Genomic DNA, 19300 nt, shown 5'->3' on the forward strand with positions numbered 1-19300 from the left:
CTTGTTTGAAAGGCCATCATGCCGCGCATCACCCACGCCCGCGCCTACCTCGTTGATCTTGAAGTTGAGACCGTGCGAACGGACGCTGTCCAGAGTTTCCTCAAACAGGAAACCATCTTTGTTGAGATAAAGACCGACGACGGCCTGACTGGCCTCGGATACTCGTACACCATTGGAACGGGCGGTCAAGCCGTCCTAGCCATGCTGCGCGAGCACCTCGTGGGCCGGCTGCCTGGCATGGACGCCGCCAACATAGAACAAATCTGGATGGACCTCTTTGCCTCCACCCGGGCCACCACCACCGGAGCTATTACCTCGCTGGCACTGGCCGCCGTCGACACCGCTCTGTGGGATCTGAAGTCCCACCGGGCGGCGGCGCCTCTGTGGCAGGTAGCAGGCGGCTTCCGCCAAGATGTGCCGCTATATGACACCGAAGGCGGATGGCTGCACCTGACCACTGACGAACTGGTCCACTCGGCCAAGGCGTCGCAGGCGGCGGGCTGGGGCGGGTTGAAGGTCAAAATTGGCAAACAGCACGTCTCCGAGGATGTGGAACGGCTACAGGCAGTGCGCAATGCCGTGGGCCCGCGCATGGACATCATGGTGGACGCTAACCAGTCGATGACCGGACCCGAGGCGATTCGCCGGGCCAGGGCGCTGGAACCGCTAGACATCTTCTGGCTGGAAGAACCCATGCCGGCCGATGACATCTCCGGTCATGTGCGCTTGGCCGAAGCCACCTCCATCCCTGTGGCTGTGGGGGAGTCCATGTATTCCGTGGCCCAATTCCGTGAGTACCTCCAGCGCGGTGCCGCGGGCATTGTCCAGGTAGATGTTGCCCGGATCGGCGGTATTACCCCGTGGCTGAAAGTGGCGCATTTGGCCGAGGCATTCAATGTGGCCGTCTGCCCACATTTCCTCATGGAACTGCATGTCAGCCTGCTCGCGGCAATCCCCAACGGTCGCTATGTGGAACATATCCCGCAGCTGCGTGCCATCACTAGAAGCGAGATGACCATTGCAGATGGCCGGGCCTTAGCGCCTAACACCCCCGGCCTGGGCATCGACTGGGACATGGATGAGATCGAGAAAAGGGTAGTGGCATGAGCAACGAGACAAGCCCTGCCGGCGCTGCAAAGCGCCGGCAGGGGATCGACTTCAAACGATATTTGACCTCGCCACAATTTTTTCTGGTTCTGATTATTGTGGTTCTGGTCGGCATTATTGGCAGCGCCAAACCAAACGCTTTCAACGGTGCTTTTGTCATTGCCCCGCTGCTGACAAGCGTGGCTATCTTCACCATCGTGGGCCTGGCCCAGATGATGGTGCTCTCCATTGGCCAGATGAACATTGCCGTGGGAAACATGGCCGCCTTCGGTGCCATGTTCACAGGATTGGCCTTCGACCTGTGGAAGATGCCGTTCATTGCCGGGCTGTTGGTAGGCCTGGTTGCCGGTGCCCTCATCGGCGCCCTAACCGGCTGGATTATTGCCAAGACCGGAGTGAACTCCTTCATTGTCACCCTTGCCATGAGTTTCGCGCTCCTAGGCTTGATCCCCACCGTCTATACAACGCTCAGCCCCGGATCGGCCTTCACGGCTAAGCCCGAAGGCATGGAGTTTTTAGGCCGCGGCACCTTCCTTGATGTTTGTATGGCCGGCTACTGCGGCCCCGCAGCCATCCCCGTCATGGTGGTCCCCGTTCTGTTGGTGGTGCTCCTGGTGGGCGGTCTGTACAGCAAGACCAAACTTGGCCGGGAAATCCTACTCACCGGCGCCAATATCAAGGCCGCCGAGCTTTCCGCCATCCCCACGAACAAGCGTGTGGTCCTTGTCCACGCCATCTCCGGCGCACTGGCCGCCTTCGCCGGCATCCTGCTGGCCACCAGCACCGGATCGTTCACTCCGGCAATCGGTAATGAATTCATGCTCCAGTCCTTTCTGGGCCCCATCCTGGGCGGCACCTTGCTGGCCGGTGGCTATATCTCCGTGACCGGGACATTCCTGGGCATCACCCTTGCCCTGCTGATCCGGCGCGGGCTGGAACTGTTCGGTGCCGGCATCGAAATGCTAAACGTCTTCTTGGGGTTGATCCTGCTGGTGGCCTTGTCGGCAGAGCGGATTCGCACGGTCCGCCGTCGCAAGCCTGCCGAACTACCAAGCGAGACACCCCCTGACCAGCCAGCAGACCGGCAAGCCCTTTCGAGCGGAGCAACAGCATGAAATTGAAACTGCCCGCATCGCTGGGATCCCAGTACCTGGTCCTGCTCGCCACCATCGTCATTGGTGCCGTAGTGCTTGGCATCTCCTCCGGTGGCAACTTCTTCGGCCCGGTCTCAATGCAGACCTTCTTCCAATTCCTCGCAGTGCCCATCCTGATCGGATTGGCCCAGATGATCACCCTTGCTGTGGGGCAACTAAACCTGGCCATCGGCGCCATTGGCGGGGTCTCCGCCTGCCTAGCCGCAGTGATGGTGGCCGACTGGGGCTTCAACCCCTGGCTCGGCGCCCTCGTGTGCTTGGTGGTGGGGGCCGTGGCGGGACTGGCCAACGGCATCTTGGTGGTAGTCACCAAGATCAACGGCTTCATCGTCACCCTCGCCACCATGACCGTCCTTCTCGGCGTCCAGTACGCACTAGTCAATACCCGCACCATCTCGGCGGACAACTGGAAGCCGGTTGCCGCTCTGGGCAAGGCCAGCGTGCTGGGTCTGCCCGCCATCTTCGTGATCGCCATAGTGGTGGCCGTGCTCGTGGGGCTGGCGTTCAAATATACGACGACGGGGCGGCACCTTCTGGCCAGTGGTGACAACGAGCATGCGGCCACCTTGGCGGGCATTTCCAACGACCGCAGCCTCACCATTGCCCACGGTGCCTCCGGTCTGATTGCAGGATTTGCCGGTTTTGTCTCGTTCGCCTCACTGCCCGGTGTGAACCAGAGCGTTGGCGGTGACTGGCTGCTGTCCAGCTTTGCCGCGCCGATCATCGGCGGGGTCTCCCTGACAGGTGGCACGGTTGCTGTGTTCGGCACCGTCCTGGCGGCCTTTGTGGTCAGGCTGGTAGACAGTGCACGCGCCGAATTCCAACTGGCCCCAGCCTGGGTGAACCTTGTTATCGGCGCCGTCATCCTGGGCACGGTTGCCCTGGGCCGATTGCGGGAAAACCGAGAATCCACCAAGGCAGGGATGCTCCGGGCCAGGGTGGCCACCCATCGCATCAATGCACCGCACATGGCAGAAACAGCAGCTAAAGAGGCATCACTATGAGCACCCCCATCCTGCAAGCACGCAATGTCACCAAGACGTACCCGGGTGTCAAGGCTTTGGACAATGTGAATCTGACACTGGCCGGCGGCGAAATTCACGCCCTGCTAGGTGAAAACGGTGCCGGAAAATCAACCCTGATCAAGTACCTCACCGGCGTGCACACGGCCGACTCCGGCAGCCTGCTCATTAGCGGGGCAGAGCAAACCTTTAGCAACCCCTCCGAGTCCACGGAGGCAGGGGTGGGTGTGGTCCACCAGGAACGCAACGTGATTCGTGAATTCACCGTTGCCGAGAACATTGTGCTCAGCCGGACACCGAAGAAGTTCGGATTCATCGACTGGAAAAAGGTGAACTCCGAGGCTTCGCGCTGTCTAGCCATGCTGGACTTCGATATAGATCCCAGCACCCCCATCTCCAAGCTGTCCTCCGCCCAGATCCAACTGGTCGAAATCGCCCGGGCCCTTTACACCGACACCAAGGTGTTGCTCCTCGACGAACCCACGGCCTCCATCAGTGACGCCGAGGCAGCCAAACTCTTCAAGGTCATTCACCGGCTCAAGGACGACGGCGCCGCCATCTTGTTTGTGAGCCACAAACTTGATGAGGTCTACGCGCACTGTGACACCGTCACGGTGCTTCGGGACGGCAAGACAGTACTCAGCGACGCGGCACTGGCCGATCACCCGCACGATGAGATCGTCAATATCATGGTGGGCCGTTCGCTGGCGTCCTTGGTGACGCCCGAACGCTCCGTGAACACCGCCGTCGACCCTGTCCTTGAACTGCGAAATGTCACGACCACGGCAGGTCACGGCGGCATTTCCTTGGACGTGCGCCCCGGAGAAATCCTGGGCCTCTACGGCCTGGTGGGTGCCGGACGGACCGAGCTGGCTCATGCCATCCTGGGCCGTGAACGGATCACCGAGGGCGAGCTGCTTGTCAACGGCAAGCCAGCCAAGATTCGCTCTGTCAAGGACGCCTTGCACGACTACGGGATCGGTTACGTCACCGAAAGTCGCAAGGAAGAAGGGGTGTTTCTTGATGCGAACATCACCCGCAACATCGCGGCCACAACGTGGGGGAAACTGGCTGGGCCGCTAGGCGTGGTGAAGGTTTCAGACGAGCGTGCCCTGGTGGAAAAGTACGTGCAGGAACTGGGCATCCGGATTTCCTCCCAGGACCAGCTGGCCGGGCAGCTTTCCGGCGGCAACCAGCAAAAGGTGAGTTTGGCGAAATGGCTGGCCGCGGACCCGAAAATCCTGATCATCGACGAACCAACCATCGGCATCGACGTACGGACCAAACGGTCCTTCTACGAATTGATTTGGGGCCTGGCGGATCAGGGGCTGGCCATCTTGCTGATTTCCAGCGACCTCGCCGAAATGATCACCCTGGCGGACCGTATTGCAGTCATGGACAGTTTCACGTTGGCTGGAACAGTGGAGAACACCCGCCACTACGATTCCATGAGCCAAGACGTGATCCGGTTGATCCATGCCAAGGCTCCGTCCCACTAGAGGAAGCACCTGACATGTCAGAACGGCACCTTCAGATTATCGGCCTCAAACCCGAAGCCAAAGAAGAGTACATCCGCCTCCACCACATCGTGTGGCCTGAGGTTGAAGCGCGGCTGAGCGCCAGCAACATTGAAAACTACACTATTTTCAACCACGGCGACCTCCTGCTGGGGTACTTCGAATACACCGGTATTGACTACGCCGCGGACATGGCTGCAATGGCCGCGGACCCTATCACTCAGCAATGGTGGAAATTGACGGACCCCTGCCAGCAACCTCTGCCGGCGGCCGCAGCCGCCGGCAAAATGTGGGACGACGCCGTAGAACTCTGGCATCTGGCATGAGCTGACCTACGCAAGCTTCTACGCGCACACCCACAATCGGTCCCGGCCAGCTCGTCGGACCCGCCACGCCGACACGGGAGCACCTGAGACCCGGTTAGTGTTCGACCATCTAGGTATACCGCTCGTTGCCGGCGGCGATTTGTCTGCCTGGCGGACAAACGACGGGCCGGGCCCCCATTCGCATGGGGGCCCGGCCCGTCGACTCTTGTCACCGGCCGAAAACGTGCGCGCCTAGCTCGGCGAGAACGGCTTGGTCTTCTGACCCGGCTTGGTGGGCTTGACCTTGTAATCCTTCCCGTTCATGCGCACGGTGATGTTGCCCTGGTTGGGGGACTTGTCGCCGATGACTTCCACGAGGGTGACTTTTCCGTTCTTCCAGGCGCAATTCAGCTCGTAGCCGCCACGGGCGCGCAATCCCGTGAACGCTCCGTCCTTCCAAGCAGCAGGCAGGGCCGGGAGCAGTTCGATCCGCCCGGTGTGGCTCTGGATCAGCATCTCGGCCACGGCACCGGTGATGCCGAAGTTTCCGTCCATCTGGAACGGCGGGACCTTGCAGAACAGGTTGGGCTGCGTGTTGTAGCGCAGGAGTCCGCGCAGCATGTAGCGGGCACGCTCGGCTTCGCCGAGCCGGGCAAATACAGCCAGTCGCCACGGCCACGTCCAGGAACCGCGGCTGTCACCGGTGACATTGCCTTCTGTGAAAGGTTGGCCCTCTTTTTCGCTGCAGCGGGCCTTGAGGGACACAAGCGCGGCCGCAGCCAGCTCGGGGGTTGCTTTCAAGTCAATCTGGCGTCCCGGGAAGACTCCGAACAGGTGTGATGTGTGGCGGTGGACGTCGTTGGGGTCGTCCCGGTCCGTCTGCCATTCCTGCAGTTGCCCCCACTTGCCGATCTTGTTCGGCGCCAAACGCGACTGTAGATCCTTCACCCGTGCCCGGTACACACGGTCCGCCTTGGCCACATCCTCGCAGTCAATGTAGTTCTGGAACAGGTCCCAGATGATCTGCTGGTCGTACATGACACCGTTTTCGCGGGGTCCGTGCTCGGGGGACCAGCCGTTGGGTGAGACGAGCCTGCCGTCCGCATCCTCGACGAGGCGATCTTCCCAGAACTGGCAGATTTCCTTGAGCATGGGCAGGGCCGTCTCCCGAAGGTACTTTTCGTCCTGGTTGAAGGCCCAATGTTCGTAGATGTGTAGGCCATACCAGGCGCTTGCCACGGTGTTCCACTCCCAGGCGTTGCCACCAAAGATGCTCTGGCTGGTCCGCGCGGTCCAGCCGCGGGTTCCCGCGCCGAAGGCGTTGCGGGTGGCCACACGGCTGGGCACTGCCACCTGCTTGACGAACTCCACGAGGGCTTCGTGGCTTTCGGACATGTTGGCTGTTTCGGCGCCCCAGTAGTTCATTTGGATGTTGATGTTGGTGTGGTAATCCGATGCCCATGGCGGCTGGTTGCTGTCGTTCCACAAACCCTGCAAGTTGGCAGGTAGTCCGCCGGGCCGGGACGATCCCAGTAGTAGGTAGCGGCCGTAGGCAAACAAGGTCTGTTCCAGGCTCGGGTCATCCTGGCCAGTCCCATAGGCCGCCAGTCGAAGGTCGGTGGGCACCTTTGCGACTTCGTCCGCCGTCGTGCCCCAGTCCACGGACACCCTTGACATGAGCGGCGAGAACTCGCCCTTGTGATCCTGGCGCAGTTGCTCATAGCTGCGGGAAGCGGCGGCGGAGATGGCCTTGGCGATGCCGGGTGAGGGGTCGGCTCCGCGCCATCCGGCGGCGGCGTCGAGCTTGTAGTCGGTCCGCGCGTCCAGGATCAGCGTCATGGTGGAGGCGCCGGCAACGTGTAGCTTGCCGTCGGCGCTGGAGATTGCGCCGTCGGTGTTCACAATTCGCAGGGTAGCGGCGTGCTTGAGCTGGTTGGCCATGGCTCCGGCAAAGCTCAGCGACCCGGTGGTGGCGTCGGCCGTGGTGGGGGTGTCCTGTGCAGAGGTCAGGGCAATGGTGCCGGTGAGGCCGCCGGCCCGGTCCGTTTCATAGCGCATGACGATGACGTCAGCGGTCCGGCTGGCGAATGCCTCGCGCAACACCCGGTTGCCGGCGGTGCCGAACTGCGTGATGTGAATGCCTACCGTAGGGTCCAGTGCCCGCTTGTATTCGGCCACGGCGGTGGCTGTGCGGGAGTCGAAGCCGGTGCCAAGCAGTACGATATCGGCGATCCGGAGCGACTTGGCATTGGAAGCGCCGCGCAGTGTGAGGCGGTAGGAACTGTAAGAAGCGCTGCCCGGCAAGGGGCGGTTGACGACTTGGCCGCGGGAGGCGAAGGGAGCCCCTGGCTTGTTGGTGTCCAGCGACACCCAGCTGCGCCGGTCGTTGGAGCCTTCAAGCACCCAGGCGGTTGGATCTTCGCCTGCATCGCCTGTCGAGGAAGTTAGTGCGTAGGAGGTCAGTGCCACGGCCATACCCAGGTCAGCCTGCCAGAGGACGCCGGACCCTGGATTGGGGGCCACCCATGCCGTGGTGGGGGAGCCATCGACGCTGGCCAGGATGCCGGAACCGGTGTCCGCGCCGTCGGAATGTCCCGTGGGCGAGGAGACGTAGAGCGAGGACTGTCCGCTCAGGTTCACCCCGGCCAGGGTGATTTCGGAGACCTGGAAATGACTGACGCCGGGCTTGGGAGTGAAATCGAACCTGTAAAACGCATACGCGGCCTGGTTGGCGGTGGTGAATTCCTTGGTCAAGCGGCGGCTTTCGAACGGGCCGGAAAGCGTCTGTGTGTCTAGGACAGTCCATGCGACGCCGTCCTGTGAGCCGGAAAATGTCCAGTCCTGGGGATCGCGGGCGGGGACATCCTCGGCACTCGTGAGGGAGTATTTGGAAACCGCGACGGCGGACGGCAGCCTGACCTGCCACGTCACCTTGGCCGGAGGGCCGACAATGCACCATTTGCTGGCGGTGTTCCCGTCGGCGGATGCGGCCACGGTCTGGATGCTGGAGGTTTCGTAGGGGCCGCCGGGTGCAGTCACCACGGGCTGTTCGGCGAAGCTGACTACTACATCGCCAAAGTTGCGGTACGAGCCGAAGCCAGTGACGCTCGTGTCGAATGCGCCCTCGGGCTGTCCGGCCAATGCGTTGTCGTAGTTGTTGACTCCGCCCCACAGGCTCTGCTCATTGAACTGGATCCGGTCATGGGAGGGGTCTCCGAAGAACATGGCGCCGAGGCGGCCGTTGCCGATCGGGAGGGCGCTGGAGGACCAGTCGGTGGCGGGTAACTGGTACCAAAGTGCGTGGGTGGAGAGGGCCGGATGCGGGGCAAGGATGGTGGCTGCGTGCTGACCTGGCGCTGCGTAGGCGCCCTTGGCGATGAGCTGGGTGACAAGCGGAGTGAGTGCTAGGGCACCGCCGAGTTTGAGGAAATTACGGCGACTGGGTTGTGCAAAGGTCATGGAAACTCCTGAGCTGCATTGGTCTGGTGTCTGTGTGGCCAATGTCTATATTCTATTCCTATAGGATTTAGACGCCACCCGAATAGTGTGACACAGCCCATATTTGGTGTCTACGGTGCTCCGGGGAGTTGATCCAATTGGTCAGGGACGTGGGCGCCTACAAATATTTTGCTCACCACCAGTTGACTTCGCATGATTCAAAAAGTCTTTTCATGGATGCCAGAATCCTTGCAACCGGAGTTTGGCAGTGGACGCAGACCATAGACCGGAAGTAATTCGTTTGAAGGCGGGGTGGTCGGTGGGCCAGACCCCGGATGGGAATCCCCGACGCTGCAGTACGTTTCTGGGGGCGTGAAGGAATTTCAGCCCAACTCCTTGATGGCCTATTTGATAACCAGGTCACCGGCTGGCTGGCGCGGATCAGCGCTGGTGAGGTTCTCGCACTTGGAAGTGCTTGGCGCCCCATAAATGCCGCGGTCAAAAAGAGAAGGGCCGATGCCATCTTGCGACCCCAAACGACTCGGAATTGAATTGGATGCGTTGTATCGACCTGGCCGGTCAAGTACGGCCATTCGCCGCGAGGGTACCGTCACCGTTCGTCTTTGTCGCACCCACCGCATAGCCTGGCGAAGTGAACACATTTGATGGGGATGACGCACCGGAGCACCTGCCCGAAGGTCTCTACGAGCTCCTGCATACCAACGACCTGGGCAGACGCTTGGCGGCGGTGCCGGATTTGCAGCCCACAGTGGAAATCGTTGGCCAAGATGCTTCACCAGAAGCCCTGGCCCATCACGTGTCCGAAGCCGTCAAAGCGATGCTCACCCGGACGAAGGTTGAGGATCGGGTGGACAAGACTAACCAACTCCTCTCGCTCATCAACCCGGGACAACAAATCACCCAAGGTCCCGCCCAGCTCAGGTCGCTTCATAGGCCTGATGCGCTCAAACGCCGGCAACTCCGCAGGCCGACCACGAACCTCAGTGACAGCGCGCTACTTACCAATGGCAAGGACGACCCGAACCTGGCCGCGGAAATTCGCGCGGAGATTGAATCAGCAGACTCCGTCGACCTCTTATGTGCTTTCATTCGCTGGACCGGCGTTCGATTGCTGGAACCTGCGCTTGAAGGATTGAAAGAGCGTGGTGGCAAGCTCCGGGTCATCACCACCACTTACATGGGTGCCACAGAGCGCCGGGCCATTGACCAGCTCGTCAACAAGTTCGGGGCCGAAGTCAAGATCAGCTACGAGACTCAGTCCACGCGACTTCACGCCAAGGCGTGGCTGTTTCATCGCCACACTGGCTTCAGCACCGCGTATGTGGGCAGTTCCAACCTTAGCCAGGCGGCCATGCTTGACGGTTTGGAATGGAACGTTCGGCTGTCCAACATCGGCACCCCTGCGCTACTCCAAAAGTTCGCCATCACCTTTGACAGCTACTGGGAACAGCGCGCGTTCCAGCCCTATGATCCAGAAACTGATGCGGCGAAGCTGGATGATGCGCTCAAACGCAATGGTGGCGCTCAAACCACGGCCCCCACGGGTTACACCGGCCTGGAAGTGGAACCGTACCTGCACCAGATCGAAATGCTCGAAGACCTTGAGGCTGAACGCGGCAAGGGTTTCCACCGAAACCTTCTTGTCGCTGCCACCGGCACGGGAAAAACTGTCATCGCCGCACTGGACTACAAGCGCTTGTGTAAGCAAGCAGGCAGAATGCTGTCACTGCTATTTGTCGCGCATCGTAAAGAAATTCTGCAGCAGTCAATGACGACGTACCGCAACGTGATGCAGGATGGCGCCTTCGGCGAGCTTTTCGTAGGCGACCACAAGCCAGAGCAATGGAAGCATGTGTTCGCCAGTGTCCAGTCGCTCTCGGCCCGGGGCGTCCTTGAGTTTCCTGCGGACCGGTTCGACGTCGTCGTCATTGACGAATTCCATCACTCTGCCGCCCCCACGTACCGCCAGCTCATTGAGCACCTGAGACCCGCAGAGTTGCTGGGCCTGACGGCCACGCCAGAGCGCAGCGATGGCATCCATGTTGCCGCGGAGTTTTTCGAGGGCCGCACAGCCAGCGAACTGCGGCTTTGGGACGCGCTCGACGCCGATCTTCTCGTTCCATTCCACTACTTCGGAGTCTCCGACGACGTCGACCTGAGTCACCTTGAATGGAAGCGTGGCTCATACGATCTGCAGCAACTTAGCGCCTTGTACACGGGCAACGATGCGCGGGCTGCCAAGGTCATCAAAGAGCTTCAGGACAAGGTTACGAGTACCGCCGGCATGCGGGCCATTGGGTTTTGCGTCTCGGTGCAACACGCGGAGTACATGGCGATGGTGTTCAACAAGGCAGGCATCGTTTCAGTTGCCGTTTCAGGCCAGACTGACGACGACGAACGCGCCCGTGCCCTGAATCGCCTGCGCAAGCGGGAAATCAATTGCATCTTCGCCGTGGACCTGTTCAATGAAGGCCTTGATATGCCGCAGGTGGACACGATTCTGTTGCTGCGCCCGACTCAGAGCGCCACCATCTTTGTCCAGCAGTTGGGCCGCGGGCTCCGGCGGTCGCCGGAGAAGTCCGTGCTGACCGTGCTCGATTTTATTGGTCAGCAGCACCGCGAATTCCGTTTTGATGTGCGGTTCAGGGCCATGACGGGCTATGGGCGCAAGCAGTTGGAAAAAGCCGTAGAAGAGGAATTTCCGTTCCTGCCATCGGGATCCCAAATTGTGCTTGACCGGGTGGCCAAGGAAGTTGTACTGAAGAACCTGAAAGTGCAGCTGAACCTCAACAAACCAAAGTTGGCCGCCGATATCAAGTCCTACGGTGAACGGCTACTAGCGTCCTACCTCGAGAAATCAGGGAACGGCGTTAAGACGGTCTACAGGACAACGAAGAATTCATGGACCGAATACCTGCGCTTGGCCGGACTGGGCGAATCGGTGTCGCCGGCTGAAGCCTTGGCGACGGGCACACTTGACGGCTTGTTCGCGGCTGAAGAGAAGAAACTGTTGAGCCGGATGGCGGCGCTGATTCATGTTGACGATCTGGAACGGGCAGACGCGTATTCCATGCTGGTGTCCAGCGGCGCTCCCAACTACGCCGATCTCGGCCCCCGGGAGCAGGTCCTGGCCCGGATGCTGTTCTACACACTGTGGGACGATACGGGCGGGTTCAGTAGCTATGACGAAGGCTTCGAGCACATACGGCGGTTCACAGCCGTATGTGGTGAGATTCAGCAGATTGTTGCCTTGGGCGCTGCTGCCTCGAAGCGGGCAGGCAAAAGCCTGGGCATGGAGTTTGGTGCCATTCCACTGTATTCGCATGCCACCTACCGGCGCGAAGAAATCCTCGCAGCCCTGGAGTATGGCTCTTTGGGTCTGGGCAAGAACGTCAAACACCGTGAGGGCGTTGCCTGGTGCCCACAAACCAAAACGGATGCGTTTTTCGTGACACTCAACAAGGACGAGGCGAACCATTCGGCCACGACGATGTACAAGGACTATGCCCTCAGCCCGGAACTGTTTCATTGGGAATCCCAAAATGCGACGTCGCCGTCGAGCCCCACGGGCCAAAGGTATCTCAACCGCAAGGCCCACGGTTCTCAAGTCCTCCTGTTCACCCGTGACTCCGCGGAGGACGAGACAGGGCTGACCATGCCCTACACCTGCCTTGGACAAGTGGACTACGTCCAGCATCGCGGAGAGAAGCCCATCTCGATCACCTGGAGGCTTCAGCGACCCATGCCTGCCGACGTATACGCGGAAGCGGCAGCGGTCGCGCAATAGCCTGCTCCCAACTTCGCTTGCTACCGTGGGCGGCACTGTAGGAGAGGAGATGGGTACCTATGGACTTACGCACGATTGTCATCACCGGCGCCAGCAGCGGCATCGGTGAAGCCGCTGCCCGGACTTTGGCACAGACTGGCGATACCATTGTCGTCGTCGGCCGGTCGGCAAAACGAACGCAAGCTGTCGCAGATGACATCGGTGCCGACTACTTCATTGCCGACTTTGAGCGGCTTGATGAGGTGAGGGACCTTGCCCGGGCACTGAAGTCAAGGTATCCGCGAATTGACGTGCTGGCGAACAATGCGGGCGGAATCATGGGACCGCGGGCGTTAACGATGGACGGGTTTGAGAAGACTCTTCAGGTAAATCATCTGGCACCGTTTTTGCTCACCACACTATTGCTCGATGTTCTCGTGTCGAGCGAAGCGCGAGTCATCAACACCTCCAGCGTCGCCCATAAGTTGTTCGGGAAGCTGGACATCGACGACCTCGATGCGGGCAAAAAATACTCGGCAAACCGAGCGTACGGGAACGCCAAGCTGGCGAATATCTTATTTACCAAGGAACTCCACCGTCGATTTGCGGCAACAGGGCTGACGGCGGCAGCCTTCCACCCGGGCGGGGTCGCCACCAACTTCTCGGCCGGGTCCGCGAGCTTCATGCGATTCGCCTATGGCAGTGGCATGCGGTCGTACATGTTGACGCCGGCTCAGGGCGCCCAGACGCTGGTGTGGCTGGCCGTTGGGCAACCGGGACTGGATTGGGAATCCGGTGGATACTACGCCAAGCGAAAAACTGCTCGAGTCAGCCAGCAGGCCAACGATGCCCTCCTGGCTGCAGATCTTTGGGAGCGCAGCGAACGCATGGTGGGGCCCTGGCTGGGGACTTCGTCACCTACTGGGGAGTAGCCCTTTTTGATGCCTAGAGTAGGAACGTACCCGCTTCTCTAGGAGGACCACCGTGAGCATTCGAGACAACACAAACCGCCGACTCAAGGAAGTTCTGGACATCATGGCCGCAGGGTCGTGGGCGGAGGAGAAACCCAATGGGGGAGCGGTCCTTGCTGAGGCGGTTGCCCGCATTCCTTTCACCAAGGAAGAGTCCGAACTGCTCAGTGGTGGCATTCCCCGCGGACACAAAAACCTCACGAAGGCCACGGCGGAACTCGTCAAGGCGGGCTGGATGTCCAAGGGCCGCAGCGGTTGGGAGATCACCGAAGACGGATTGAAGGCAACGGTTGCATTCAAGGACGCTGAGTCGTTGACGGCAGCACTCGCCAACGGTACCCCCGTTCCAGCTGACACATCATTGCCGGAGAAGCCTGCCGCCAAGAAGACTGTCACTAAGAGGGCAGCGGCGCCTAAGTCCTCCGCCAAGGCGACTCCAAAGAAAGCCGCTGCCAAAGCGCCGGGGGAGAACGGCGGTGTACTCGGGGATCAGCCGCAGTCCGTTGCCCTGGCCGGCGACTTTGGCACGATTCTGGGCGCCGTGGAAAACTGGGACCCGGCCCATGACGAGGTGCAGATGGAACTCGATGCCCACTCCGGCACGTGGAAGTTGACCGCAGATCTGCCCGCAGGAAGCTACAGCTACAAGGCCGTGGTGAACGGTTCTTGGGATGAAAACTACGGTGCGTTCGGGCAGTTCGACGGTGCCAATCACGAGTTCTCGCACGACGGCGGGAACGTCACCTTCCACTACGACCATGCCACGAAGGATGTGCTTCGGGGCTGACTTTCCGCCCGTGTTCACCGTTCCCTTTCTAGAATGTCTGACCCTCCTCCTACCGTGAGTCTTAGATCGAATTCATCTCGAATCCGATGCCGCAGGGGGCACTAGTTGCCTCCCTGCTTCACACGTATGAGGAGATCCACATTGGGGAATGAAACAACGGACCAGCAGCAGGGGTCCTACTATGCACCACCGTCGAACATGCCGCCTTCCGGCGGCCCAGGGTATCCGCCTCCGGGGCAATTTGCTCCGCCGCCTGCCCCGGCTGGAAACAAGGGAGCCGGCAAGGCGCTGGCCATCACCGCTCTGATCCTTGCGATTGTCTCGCTGGTTTTGTGCTGGGTACCGATCGTGAACAATCTGGTGTTCTTCCTGGGTTTGCTGGCACTGGGCTTCGCGATCCCGGCTCTCGTTATTTCGATCAAGAAGCGGTCCAAAGCCAAGGGCACTTCCATCGCGGCCTTGATTATTGCCGTCGTTGCCCTTGTGGGCGTGCTGGCCTCGCAGGCCATGTACTCCTCGATGCTCGATGGCATCAGCAAGTCCATCAGCGACAGTGCCGACGGCGTGGTTGACACGGCGCCCAAGGATCAAAAGAAGGCCGACGACGCCGCCCTAGCCTTGGGTACCGCCGCAAAGGTCGGCGGTGACTATGAAGTCACCGTCACAGGCGTCAACCCCAATGCCGGGGATGTGATTGCAGCGGTCAACCAATTCAATGAGCCGGCCACGGGTCAATACGTGCTGGTGGACATTTCCGTAAAGTACATCGGGGCCAAAGAAGGCAACCCGTGGATTGACCTCTCCACAAAGTTTGTTGGCAGCGACGCCCGCCAATACTCCAACACCACCTGCATGGCAGTGCTGGAAAAGTCAGGAACATCGCTCCCAACCCTGGAAAACGGTGCCACTGCTGATTACCAGGTCTGCATGGATGTCCCGGCTGAGGCAGTCGTCAACGGCAAGGCTTTCGTGGAACCGCAGTTCTCGATGAAGCAAGACCAGCGGGCGTACTGGAACATCAAGTAGTTCCACAATTGTGGCGGGTCGGTTCTAAGGGACCGGCCCGCCGCAGTCTTTGACTATTCCAACTTTGGACCGTGATGGGGCCGAATTGGGGCGCCTTTTACAAGTGCGGAAACTGATAGCGCACCAGGGTGATGGCAGTGACAATGCCGGTGACAGCAGAGAGTACCCACAGGATCTTATTTCGCCATCGGATGGCCAGGCCCAGCAATGCGGGGAGCGCCACCATGCTCCCGGCGGCGAGAACGGTAAGTAACGCCGTAAAGATTGCACCAAAAGTAAGCCCATTGTGGCCAATACCGAGGCCGAATCCTAGGGTGGAAAGGATTATCACGTAAAAGGCCGGGTAGGCCAAAAGTGACCAGCCAACGGCCATAACGGCGATTGTCCACCAGATGGACCGGGGCTTTCGAACTTGCTTGGCGGGATCATATGGGGGCTGTCCGTAGTATCCCGCAGGATGGACTGGACCGCCTACTGGCGGCGGCGGGGGAATAGACATCAAGTAACTCCGTGAGGCATAAGGCGAAGTTCACGTCGCGGCGGGCGCGGACATTGATTCGAAACGTAAGCGGCTGATCGTCTAGCCGGAGACTGTTGGCGGTCCGAAAATCGACCCGGAAACGTAGATGAGTGTTGCCACGCTGAGGGCGCCGGTGACGATGGCACCGATCCACAGGCCCCGGCGTCGTTTCATGACCGCAAACCCCAATAATACCGGGAAGGCGATCATGCAAAGCCCCATGGCTGCGCTGAGAACCCCTTGGACAATGATCCACGCCTGATTGGAATCGCCACTGGCCGAGAAGAACAGAAGATAGGTCAGGACACCCATCGCCGCCACCGGGGTTGCCAGTACGATCCACCCGATCAACGTGATGCTGACGACCCAGCCTACGGAGCGTTGCGGCTTTTGCGCGGCACCGGATTTGGATGGGGCCGAGCGTTGGGATGGGGTATCGCGGTGCGCTTTCGTCATGGGTTATTTGTAGCAGCTATGCCTGACTAATTACTGCGGATCCACAGGACGAGCAAGAAGATGATGACCGCTACCGTGGGAATTCCCGTCCACAACGCCGCCAACCACATGGCCCGCTCCCGGTGGATGACGGCCTGGCCCACGAGGTGCGGGGCGGCAATCATGCAAAACAGGAGGACGGCACCAAGGAAGATCAACCCAATCTTGCCGATGTTCGCCAAACTCGTGTCGGGGTTCATGACCAGGATGAACACCAGCGCCGCCGTCGCAATGATGGGGACTATGACAACAATCCAGCCCACCAGGGCCGCCACGGTTCCAACCAGCTGTGAACGCGGGGCCAGCAGTTGCTCGGATTTGGCTGCCGGCGGCAGTGTGGGTTCAGTCATGCTCTATTTCTATCAGTCTTCGCTGGGGTGCCGTCGTCGTGCTTAAGAAGCCAGAAAACCCTAGACGAAAGTCTTAACTGGGTGTATTCTGCGTCACCGTCTATAGTGGTCTGGATGACATTCAAGCGACGAATGTCAATATTTTTGAAGGAAAGGGCCACCGTGAACGATCGAATTCGCCATACCGGGTTGTTGGAAAAGAGGATGTCAGCGGCAGCTGCTGCGGCACTCATCAAGCCCGGAATGACGGTGGCCATGAGCGGGTTCACCGGTGCCGGCTACCCCAAGGCTGTCCCGCAGGCACTCGCCGTCCAGATGGAGGAAGTCCACGCCAAGGGCGAATCGTTCAAGATCAAGGTCCTCACCGGCGCCTCCACGGCCCCCGAGCTCGACGGCGTCCTGGCAAAGGTGGGCGGCATGGAACTGCGCCTGCCGTACATGTCTGACCCGGCGCTGCGCAAGCGGATCAACGACGGCGAACTCGACTACATGGACATCCACCTCAGCCATGTAGCCCAGCACACCTGGTTCGGCTTCTACGGTGGCATCAACATTGCCATCATCGAAGTTGTTGGCATCCGTGAGGACGGCACGCTGATTCCGTCGTCGTCGGTGGGCAACAACAAGACCTGGTTGGACATGGCTGACGCCGTGATCATCGAGGTCAACACGCAGCAGTCGGCGTCCATGGAAGGGATGCACGACATTTACTACGGTACGGCGCTGCCCCCGCACCGCAAGCCCATCATGCTGACCGAGCCTGAAGACCGGATCGGTGTCCCGTACCTGCACGTCGACGCCGAGAAGGTCATCGCCGTCGTGGAAACGGACGCACCCGACCGTCTCTCGGCCTTCGCCGCACCCGACGAAGCCTCCAACCAGATCGCAAACCACCTGCTGGACTTCCTCGACGTCGAGATCAAGGCTGGCCGACTGACCGACAAGCTCCTGCCCCTGCAGTCAGGCGTGGGCAACATTGCCAACGCGGTGCTGGCCGGGCTGTCCCGCGGCGGATACCGCGGACTGAAGGCGTACACCGAGGTCATCCAGGACGGCATGCTGGAGCTCATCAAGGACGGCACTCTGGCGTTCGCTTCGGCAACCTCCTTCTCCCTGTCCGAGGCAGGCATCGAGGAGTTCAACCGCAACGTTGACTTCTACCGTGAGCGCATCGTCTTCCGCACCCAGGAGATCTCCAACCATCCCGAGCTGATCCGCCGCCTGGGCTGCATTGCCCTGAACGGCATGATCGAAGCGGACATCTACGGCAACGTGAACTCCACGCACGTGGTCGGCTCGCACGTCATGAACGGCATCGGCGGCTCCGGCGACTTCGCCCGCAACGGCTACCTCGGCGCGTTCATGTCCCCGTCGACGGCAAAGGGCGGCAAGATTTCAGGCATCGTTCCCATGGCCAGCCACGTTGACCACACCGAGCACGACACCATGCTCATCATCACCGAGCAGGGTCTGGCAGACCTCCGCGGCCTTGCGCCGAAGCAGCGCGCCCGCGTCATCGTTGAAAACTGCGCGCACCCGGACTACAAGCCGATGCTCGAGGACTACTTCGCGCGTGCGTCGCGCGACTCCTACGGCAAGCACACCCCGCACCTGATGGGCGAGGCGCTTTCCTGGCACCAGCGCTACATCGAAACCGGTGACATGCGTCTGTAGTTTCGTTGCGAAAATGCCCCGTTCCCGCGCCCACATGGGAGGCGAGAACGGGGCTTTTCTGCGCTCCTGCTAAGCAGATTCCGCGAAGACGGCGCCAACTCGTCAAGTGCCGTCAAAGATACGCCGTCAGGGCGAGTTGGCGCCGTCCTCACGTCCCGGGGTAGCGCCGCACCCGGAGATGCGGGCAGGTTATGCGGTGTGCGCCTCCACGGCGTTCGCCAGTTCTTCAGCCATCATGTCCATGTTGATGGCAACAGCGGCATTGGCGCCGCCCTGGGCCGCTCCCAGGACTGTGGCTTTCATATCCGTGACATTGCCGGCTGCCCAGACGCCGGGAATGGCGGTCAGGCCCGTCTCATCGGTTTCGACTGTGGCGCCGAATGCGTTGGCAGTGGCTTCAAGGCCAAGCCCCGCCAGGAACCCGGCCTGAGCGACGACCCTTGATTGCACCGTCAACGCCTCCACCGAATACTCCGTGCCGTCCGCCAGCTCGACGCCGCTCACCGCACCATTGGTGCTGTGAATCCGGGCCACGTGACCGGTGACCACCGGAATTCCGCGGGCCGCTAGCTGAGTAAGCTCCGCCTCGGAGGGGTCCATCGAGTCGTTGAGGAACAAGGTGATGTTCGCCGACCACTGCCGGAACAGCAGCGCCTGGTGCACGGCAAAGGATCCGTTGCCAATCACACCAATTGCCTGGTCCTGAATTTCCCACCCGTGGCAATACGGGCAGTGCGCAAGGTCCTTGCCCCACCGTTCGCTCAGCCCCGGAATGTCTGGCAGTACATCCTCCAGGCCCGTGGTTACAAGGATGCGAGGGGCCTCAAACACGGAACCGTTCTCCAGGGAAAGGCGGTACCCGCTGGCCGTTCGCTCGGCACTGACTACTGTGCCGTCTTCGATGCGTACGTGGTAAGGCTCCAGGTCCGCTCTGCCCAGCCGGGTCAGCTCAAGGGGAGCAACGCCGTCGCGCGTTAAGAAGCCGTGTACGCCCGCCGCAGGGGCATTTCGAGGCTGTCCGGAATCGATCACCAGAACCGAACGCCGCGACCTGCCCAATAGGAGTGCCGCACTGAGGCCCGCCGCACCGCCGCCAATAATAATTACGTCTTGCATTGTCTCCACCTTTTGCTCGATTTCCTTGTCC

The 19300-nt window shown here is 60.6% G+C and carries 15 protein-coding genes; 10 read left to right on the plus strand and 5 right to left on the minus strand.

The window, feature by feature from the left end; genetic code table 11:
- Positions 1 to 18 precede the first annotated feature (18 nt).
- From CXQ94_RS09695 to CXQ94_RS09715, 5 genes are read left to right on the plus strand one after another with little or no spacing between them, the layout of a single operon-like run.
- Entirely contained in the window at positions 19 to 1107 is a 1089-nt protein-coding gene (locus tag CXQ94_RS09695; protein ID WP_104089144.1) for a mandelate racemase/muconate lactonizing enzyme family protein, read from the plus strand.
- Positions 1104 to 2222, plus strand: coding sequence for an ABC transporter permease (locus CXQ94_RS09700; RefSeq protein WP_104089147.1), 1119 nt, complete (start codon positions 1104 to 1106; stop codon positions 2220 to 2222). The genes CXQ94_RS09695 and CXQ94_RS09700 overlap by 4 nt, the downstream gene beginning before the upstream one ends.
- Positions 2219 to 3265 carry an ABC transporter permease gene (locus CXQ94_RS09705; protein WP_104089150.1) on the plus strand — a complete coding sequence of 349 codons (1047 nt, stop codon included), beginning with the start codon at positions 2219 to 2221 and terminating at the stop codon, positions 3263 to 3265. Before CXQ94_RS09700 ends, CXQ94_RS09705 begins: the two co-directional genes overlap by 4 nt.
- Complete coding sequence (locus CXQ94_RS09710) at positions 3262 to 4782, plus strand: sugar ABC transporter ATP-binding protein (RefSeq protein ID WP_104089153.1); 1521 nt, start codon at positions 3262 to 3264, stop codon at positions 4780 to 4782. The genes CXQ94_RS09705 and CXQ94_RS09710 overlap by 4 nt, the downstream gene beginning before the upstream one ends.
- A gap of 14 nt (positions 4783 to 4796) precedes the next feature.
- Entirely contained in the window at positions 4797 to 5126 is a 330-nt protein-coding gene (locus tag CXQ94_RS09715; RefSeq protein WP_104089156.1) for an L-rhamnose mutarotase, read from the plus strand.
- A 231-nt stretch (positions 5127 to 5357) separates the two neighbouring features.
- Here the strand turns inward: CXQ94_RS09715 and CXQ94_RS09720 are convergent, their stop codons facing one another.
- Positions 5358 to 8564 carry a glycoside hydrolase N-terminal domain-containing protein gene (locus CXQ94_RS09720; RefSeq protein WP_104089159.1) on the minus strand — a complete coding sequence of 1069 codons (3207 nt, stop codon included), beginning with the start codon at positions 8562 to 8564 and terminating at the stop codon, positions 5358 to 5360.
- A 631-nt stretch (positions 8565 to 9195) separates the two neighbouring features.
- Between CXQ94_RS09720 and CXQ94_RS09725 the strand changes: the two genes are divergently transcribed.
- The 4 genes from CXQ94_RS09725 to CXQ94_RS09740 all read left to right on the plus strand — a co-directional run bounded on the left by CXQ94_RS09725 (position 9196) and on the right by CXQ94_RS09740 (position 15114).
- Positions 9196 to 12351 (plus strand): DUF3427 domain-containing protein, encoded by a 3156-nt coding sequence (locus CXQ94_RS09725; protein ID WP_258066934.1) that lies wholly within the window; start codon positions 9196 to 9198, stop codon positions 12349 to 12351.
- Between the two features lie 59 nt (positions 12352 to 12410).
- Entirely contained in the window at positions 12411 to 13262 is an 852-nt protein-coding gene (locus CXQ94_RS09730; RefSeq protein ID WP_104089162.1) for an SDR family NAD(P)-dependent oxidoreductase, read from the plus strand.
- Positions 13263 to 13365: 103 nt separating this feature from the next.
- Positions 13366 to 14088: a glycosidase gene (locus CXQ94_RS09735; protein ID WP_104089343.1), complete on the plus strand. Its 723-nt coding sequence runs from the start codon at positions 13366 to 13368 to the stop codon at positions 14086 to 14088.
- A gap of 141 nt (positions 14089 to 14229) precedes the next feature.
- Complete coding sequence (locus CXQ94_RS09740) at positions 14230 to 15114, plus strand: hypothetical protein (RefSeq protein WP_104089165.1); 885 nt, start codon at positions 14230 to 14232, stop codon at positions 15112 to 15114.
- 97 nt (positions 15115 to 15211) lie between these two features.
- Here CXQ94_RS09740 and CXQ94_RS09745 read toward each other — a convergent pair whose 3' ends face one another.
- From CXQ94_RS09745 to CXQ94_RS09755, 3 genes are all read right to left on the minus strand, one after another.
- Positions 15212 to 15487 (minus strand): hypothetical protein, encoded by a 276-nt coding sequence (locus CXQ94_RS09745; RefSeq protein ID WP_104089169.1) that lies wholly within the window; start codon positions 15485 to 15487, stop codon positions 15212 to 15214.
- Positions 15488 to 15694: 207 nt separating this feature from the next.
- On the minus strand, positions 15695 to 16090 hold the full coding sequence (locus tag CXQ94_RS09750; protein ID WP_104089172.1) for a hypothetical protein: 396 nt from the start codon (positions 16088 to 16090) through the stop codon (positions 15695 to 15697).
- Between the two features lie 26 nt (positions 16091 to 16116).
- Complete coding sequence (locus tag CXQ94_RS09755) at positions 16117 to 16479, minus strand: hypothetical protein (protein ID WP_104089175.1); 363 nt, start codon at positions 16477 to 16479, stop codon at positions 16117 to 16119.
- Positions 16480 to 16641: 162 nt separating this feature from the next.
- Here CXQ94_RS09755 and CXQ94_RS09760 point away from each other — a divergent pair, with 162 nt between their 5' ends.
- A complete protein-coding gene (locus CXQ94_RS09760; RefSeq protein WP_104089179.1) occupies positions 16642 to 18153 on the plus strand; it encodes an acetyl-CoA hydrolase/transferase family protein in 1512 nt (503 codons plus the stop codon).
- Between the two features lie 189 nt (positions 18154 to 18342).
- On the opposite strand, the gene CXQ94_RS09765 is transcribed toward CXQ94_RS09760, so the two are convergent.
- The gene (locus CXQ94_RS09765) at positions 18343 to 19269 is read right to left on the minus strand and encodes an NAD(P)/FAD-dependent oxidoreductase (RefSeq protein ID WP_104089345.1); all 927 of its coding nucleotides are present in this window, start codon (positions 19267 to 19269) and stop codon (positions 18343 to 18345) included.
- Between the last annotated feature and the right edge of the window lie 31 nt (positions 19270 to 19300).

The sequence above is a fragment of the Arthrobacter sp. GMC3 genome (genome assembly GCF_002929305.1).
Taxonomy (GTDB): Bacteria; Actinomycetota; Actinomycetes; order Actinomycetales; family Micrococcaceae; genus Specibacter.

Coding starts and splice junctions, on each gene's coding strand:
- CXQ94_RS09695 (WP_104089144.1), top strand. CDS start 19: ATGCCGCGCATCACCCACGCCCGCGCCTACCTCGTTGATCTTGAAGTT.
- CXQ94_RS09700 (WP_104089147.1), top strand. CDS start 1,104: ATGAGCAACGAGACAAGCCCTGCCGGCGCTGCAAAGCGCCGGCAGGGG.
- CXQ94_RS09705 (WP_104089150.1), top strand. CDS start 2,219: ATGAAATTGAAACTGCCCGCATCGCTGGGATCCCAGTACCTGGTCCTG.
- CXQ94_RS09710 (WP_104089153.1), top strand. CDS start 3,262: ATGAGCACCCCCATCCTGCAAGCACGCAATGTCACCAAGACGTACCCG.
- CXQ94_RS09715 (WP_104089156.1), top strand. CDS start 4,797: ATGTCAGAACGGCACCTTCAGATTATCGGCCTCAAACCCGAAGCCAAA.
- CXQ94_RS09720 (WP_104089159.1), bottom strand. CDS start 8,564: ATGACCTTTGCACAACCCAGTCGCCGTAATTTCCTCAAACTCGGCGGT.
- CXQ94_RS09730 (WP_104089162.1), top strand. CDS start 12,411: ATGGACTTACGCACGATTGTCATCACCGGCGCCAGCAGCGGCATCGGT.
- CXQ94_RS09735 (WP_104089343.1), top strand. CDS start 13,366: ATGGCCGCAGGGTCGTGGGCGGAGGAGAAACCCAATGGGGGAGCGGTC.
- CXQ94_RS09745 (WP_104089169.1), bottom strand. CDS start 15,487: ATGGCCGTTGGCTGGTCACTTTTGGCCTACCCGGCCTTTTACGTGATA.
- CXQ94_RS09750 (WP_104089172.1), bottom strand. CDS start 16,090: ATGACGAAAGCGCACCGCGATACCCCATCCCAACGCTCGGCCCCATCC.
- CXQ94_RS09755 (WP_104089175.1), bottom strand. CDS start 16,479: ATGACTGAACCCACACTGCCGCCGGCAGCCAAATCCGAGCAACTGCTG.
- CXQ94_RS09765 (WP_104089345.1), bottom strand. CDS start 19,269: ATGCAAGACGTAATTATTATTGGCGGCGGTGCGGCGGGCCTCAGTGCG.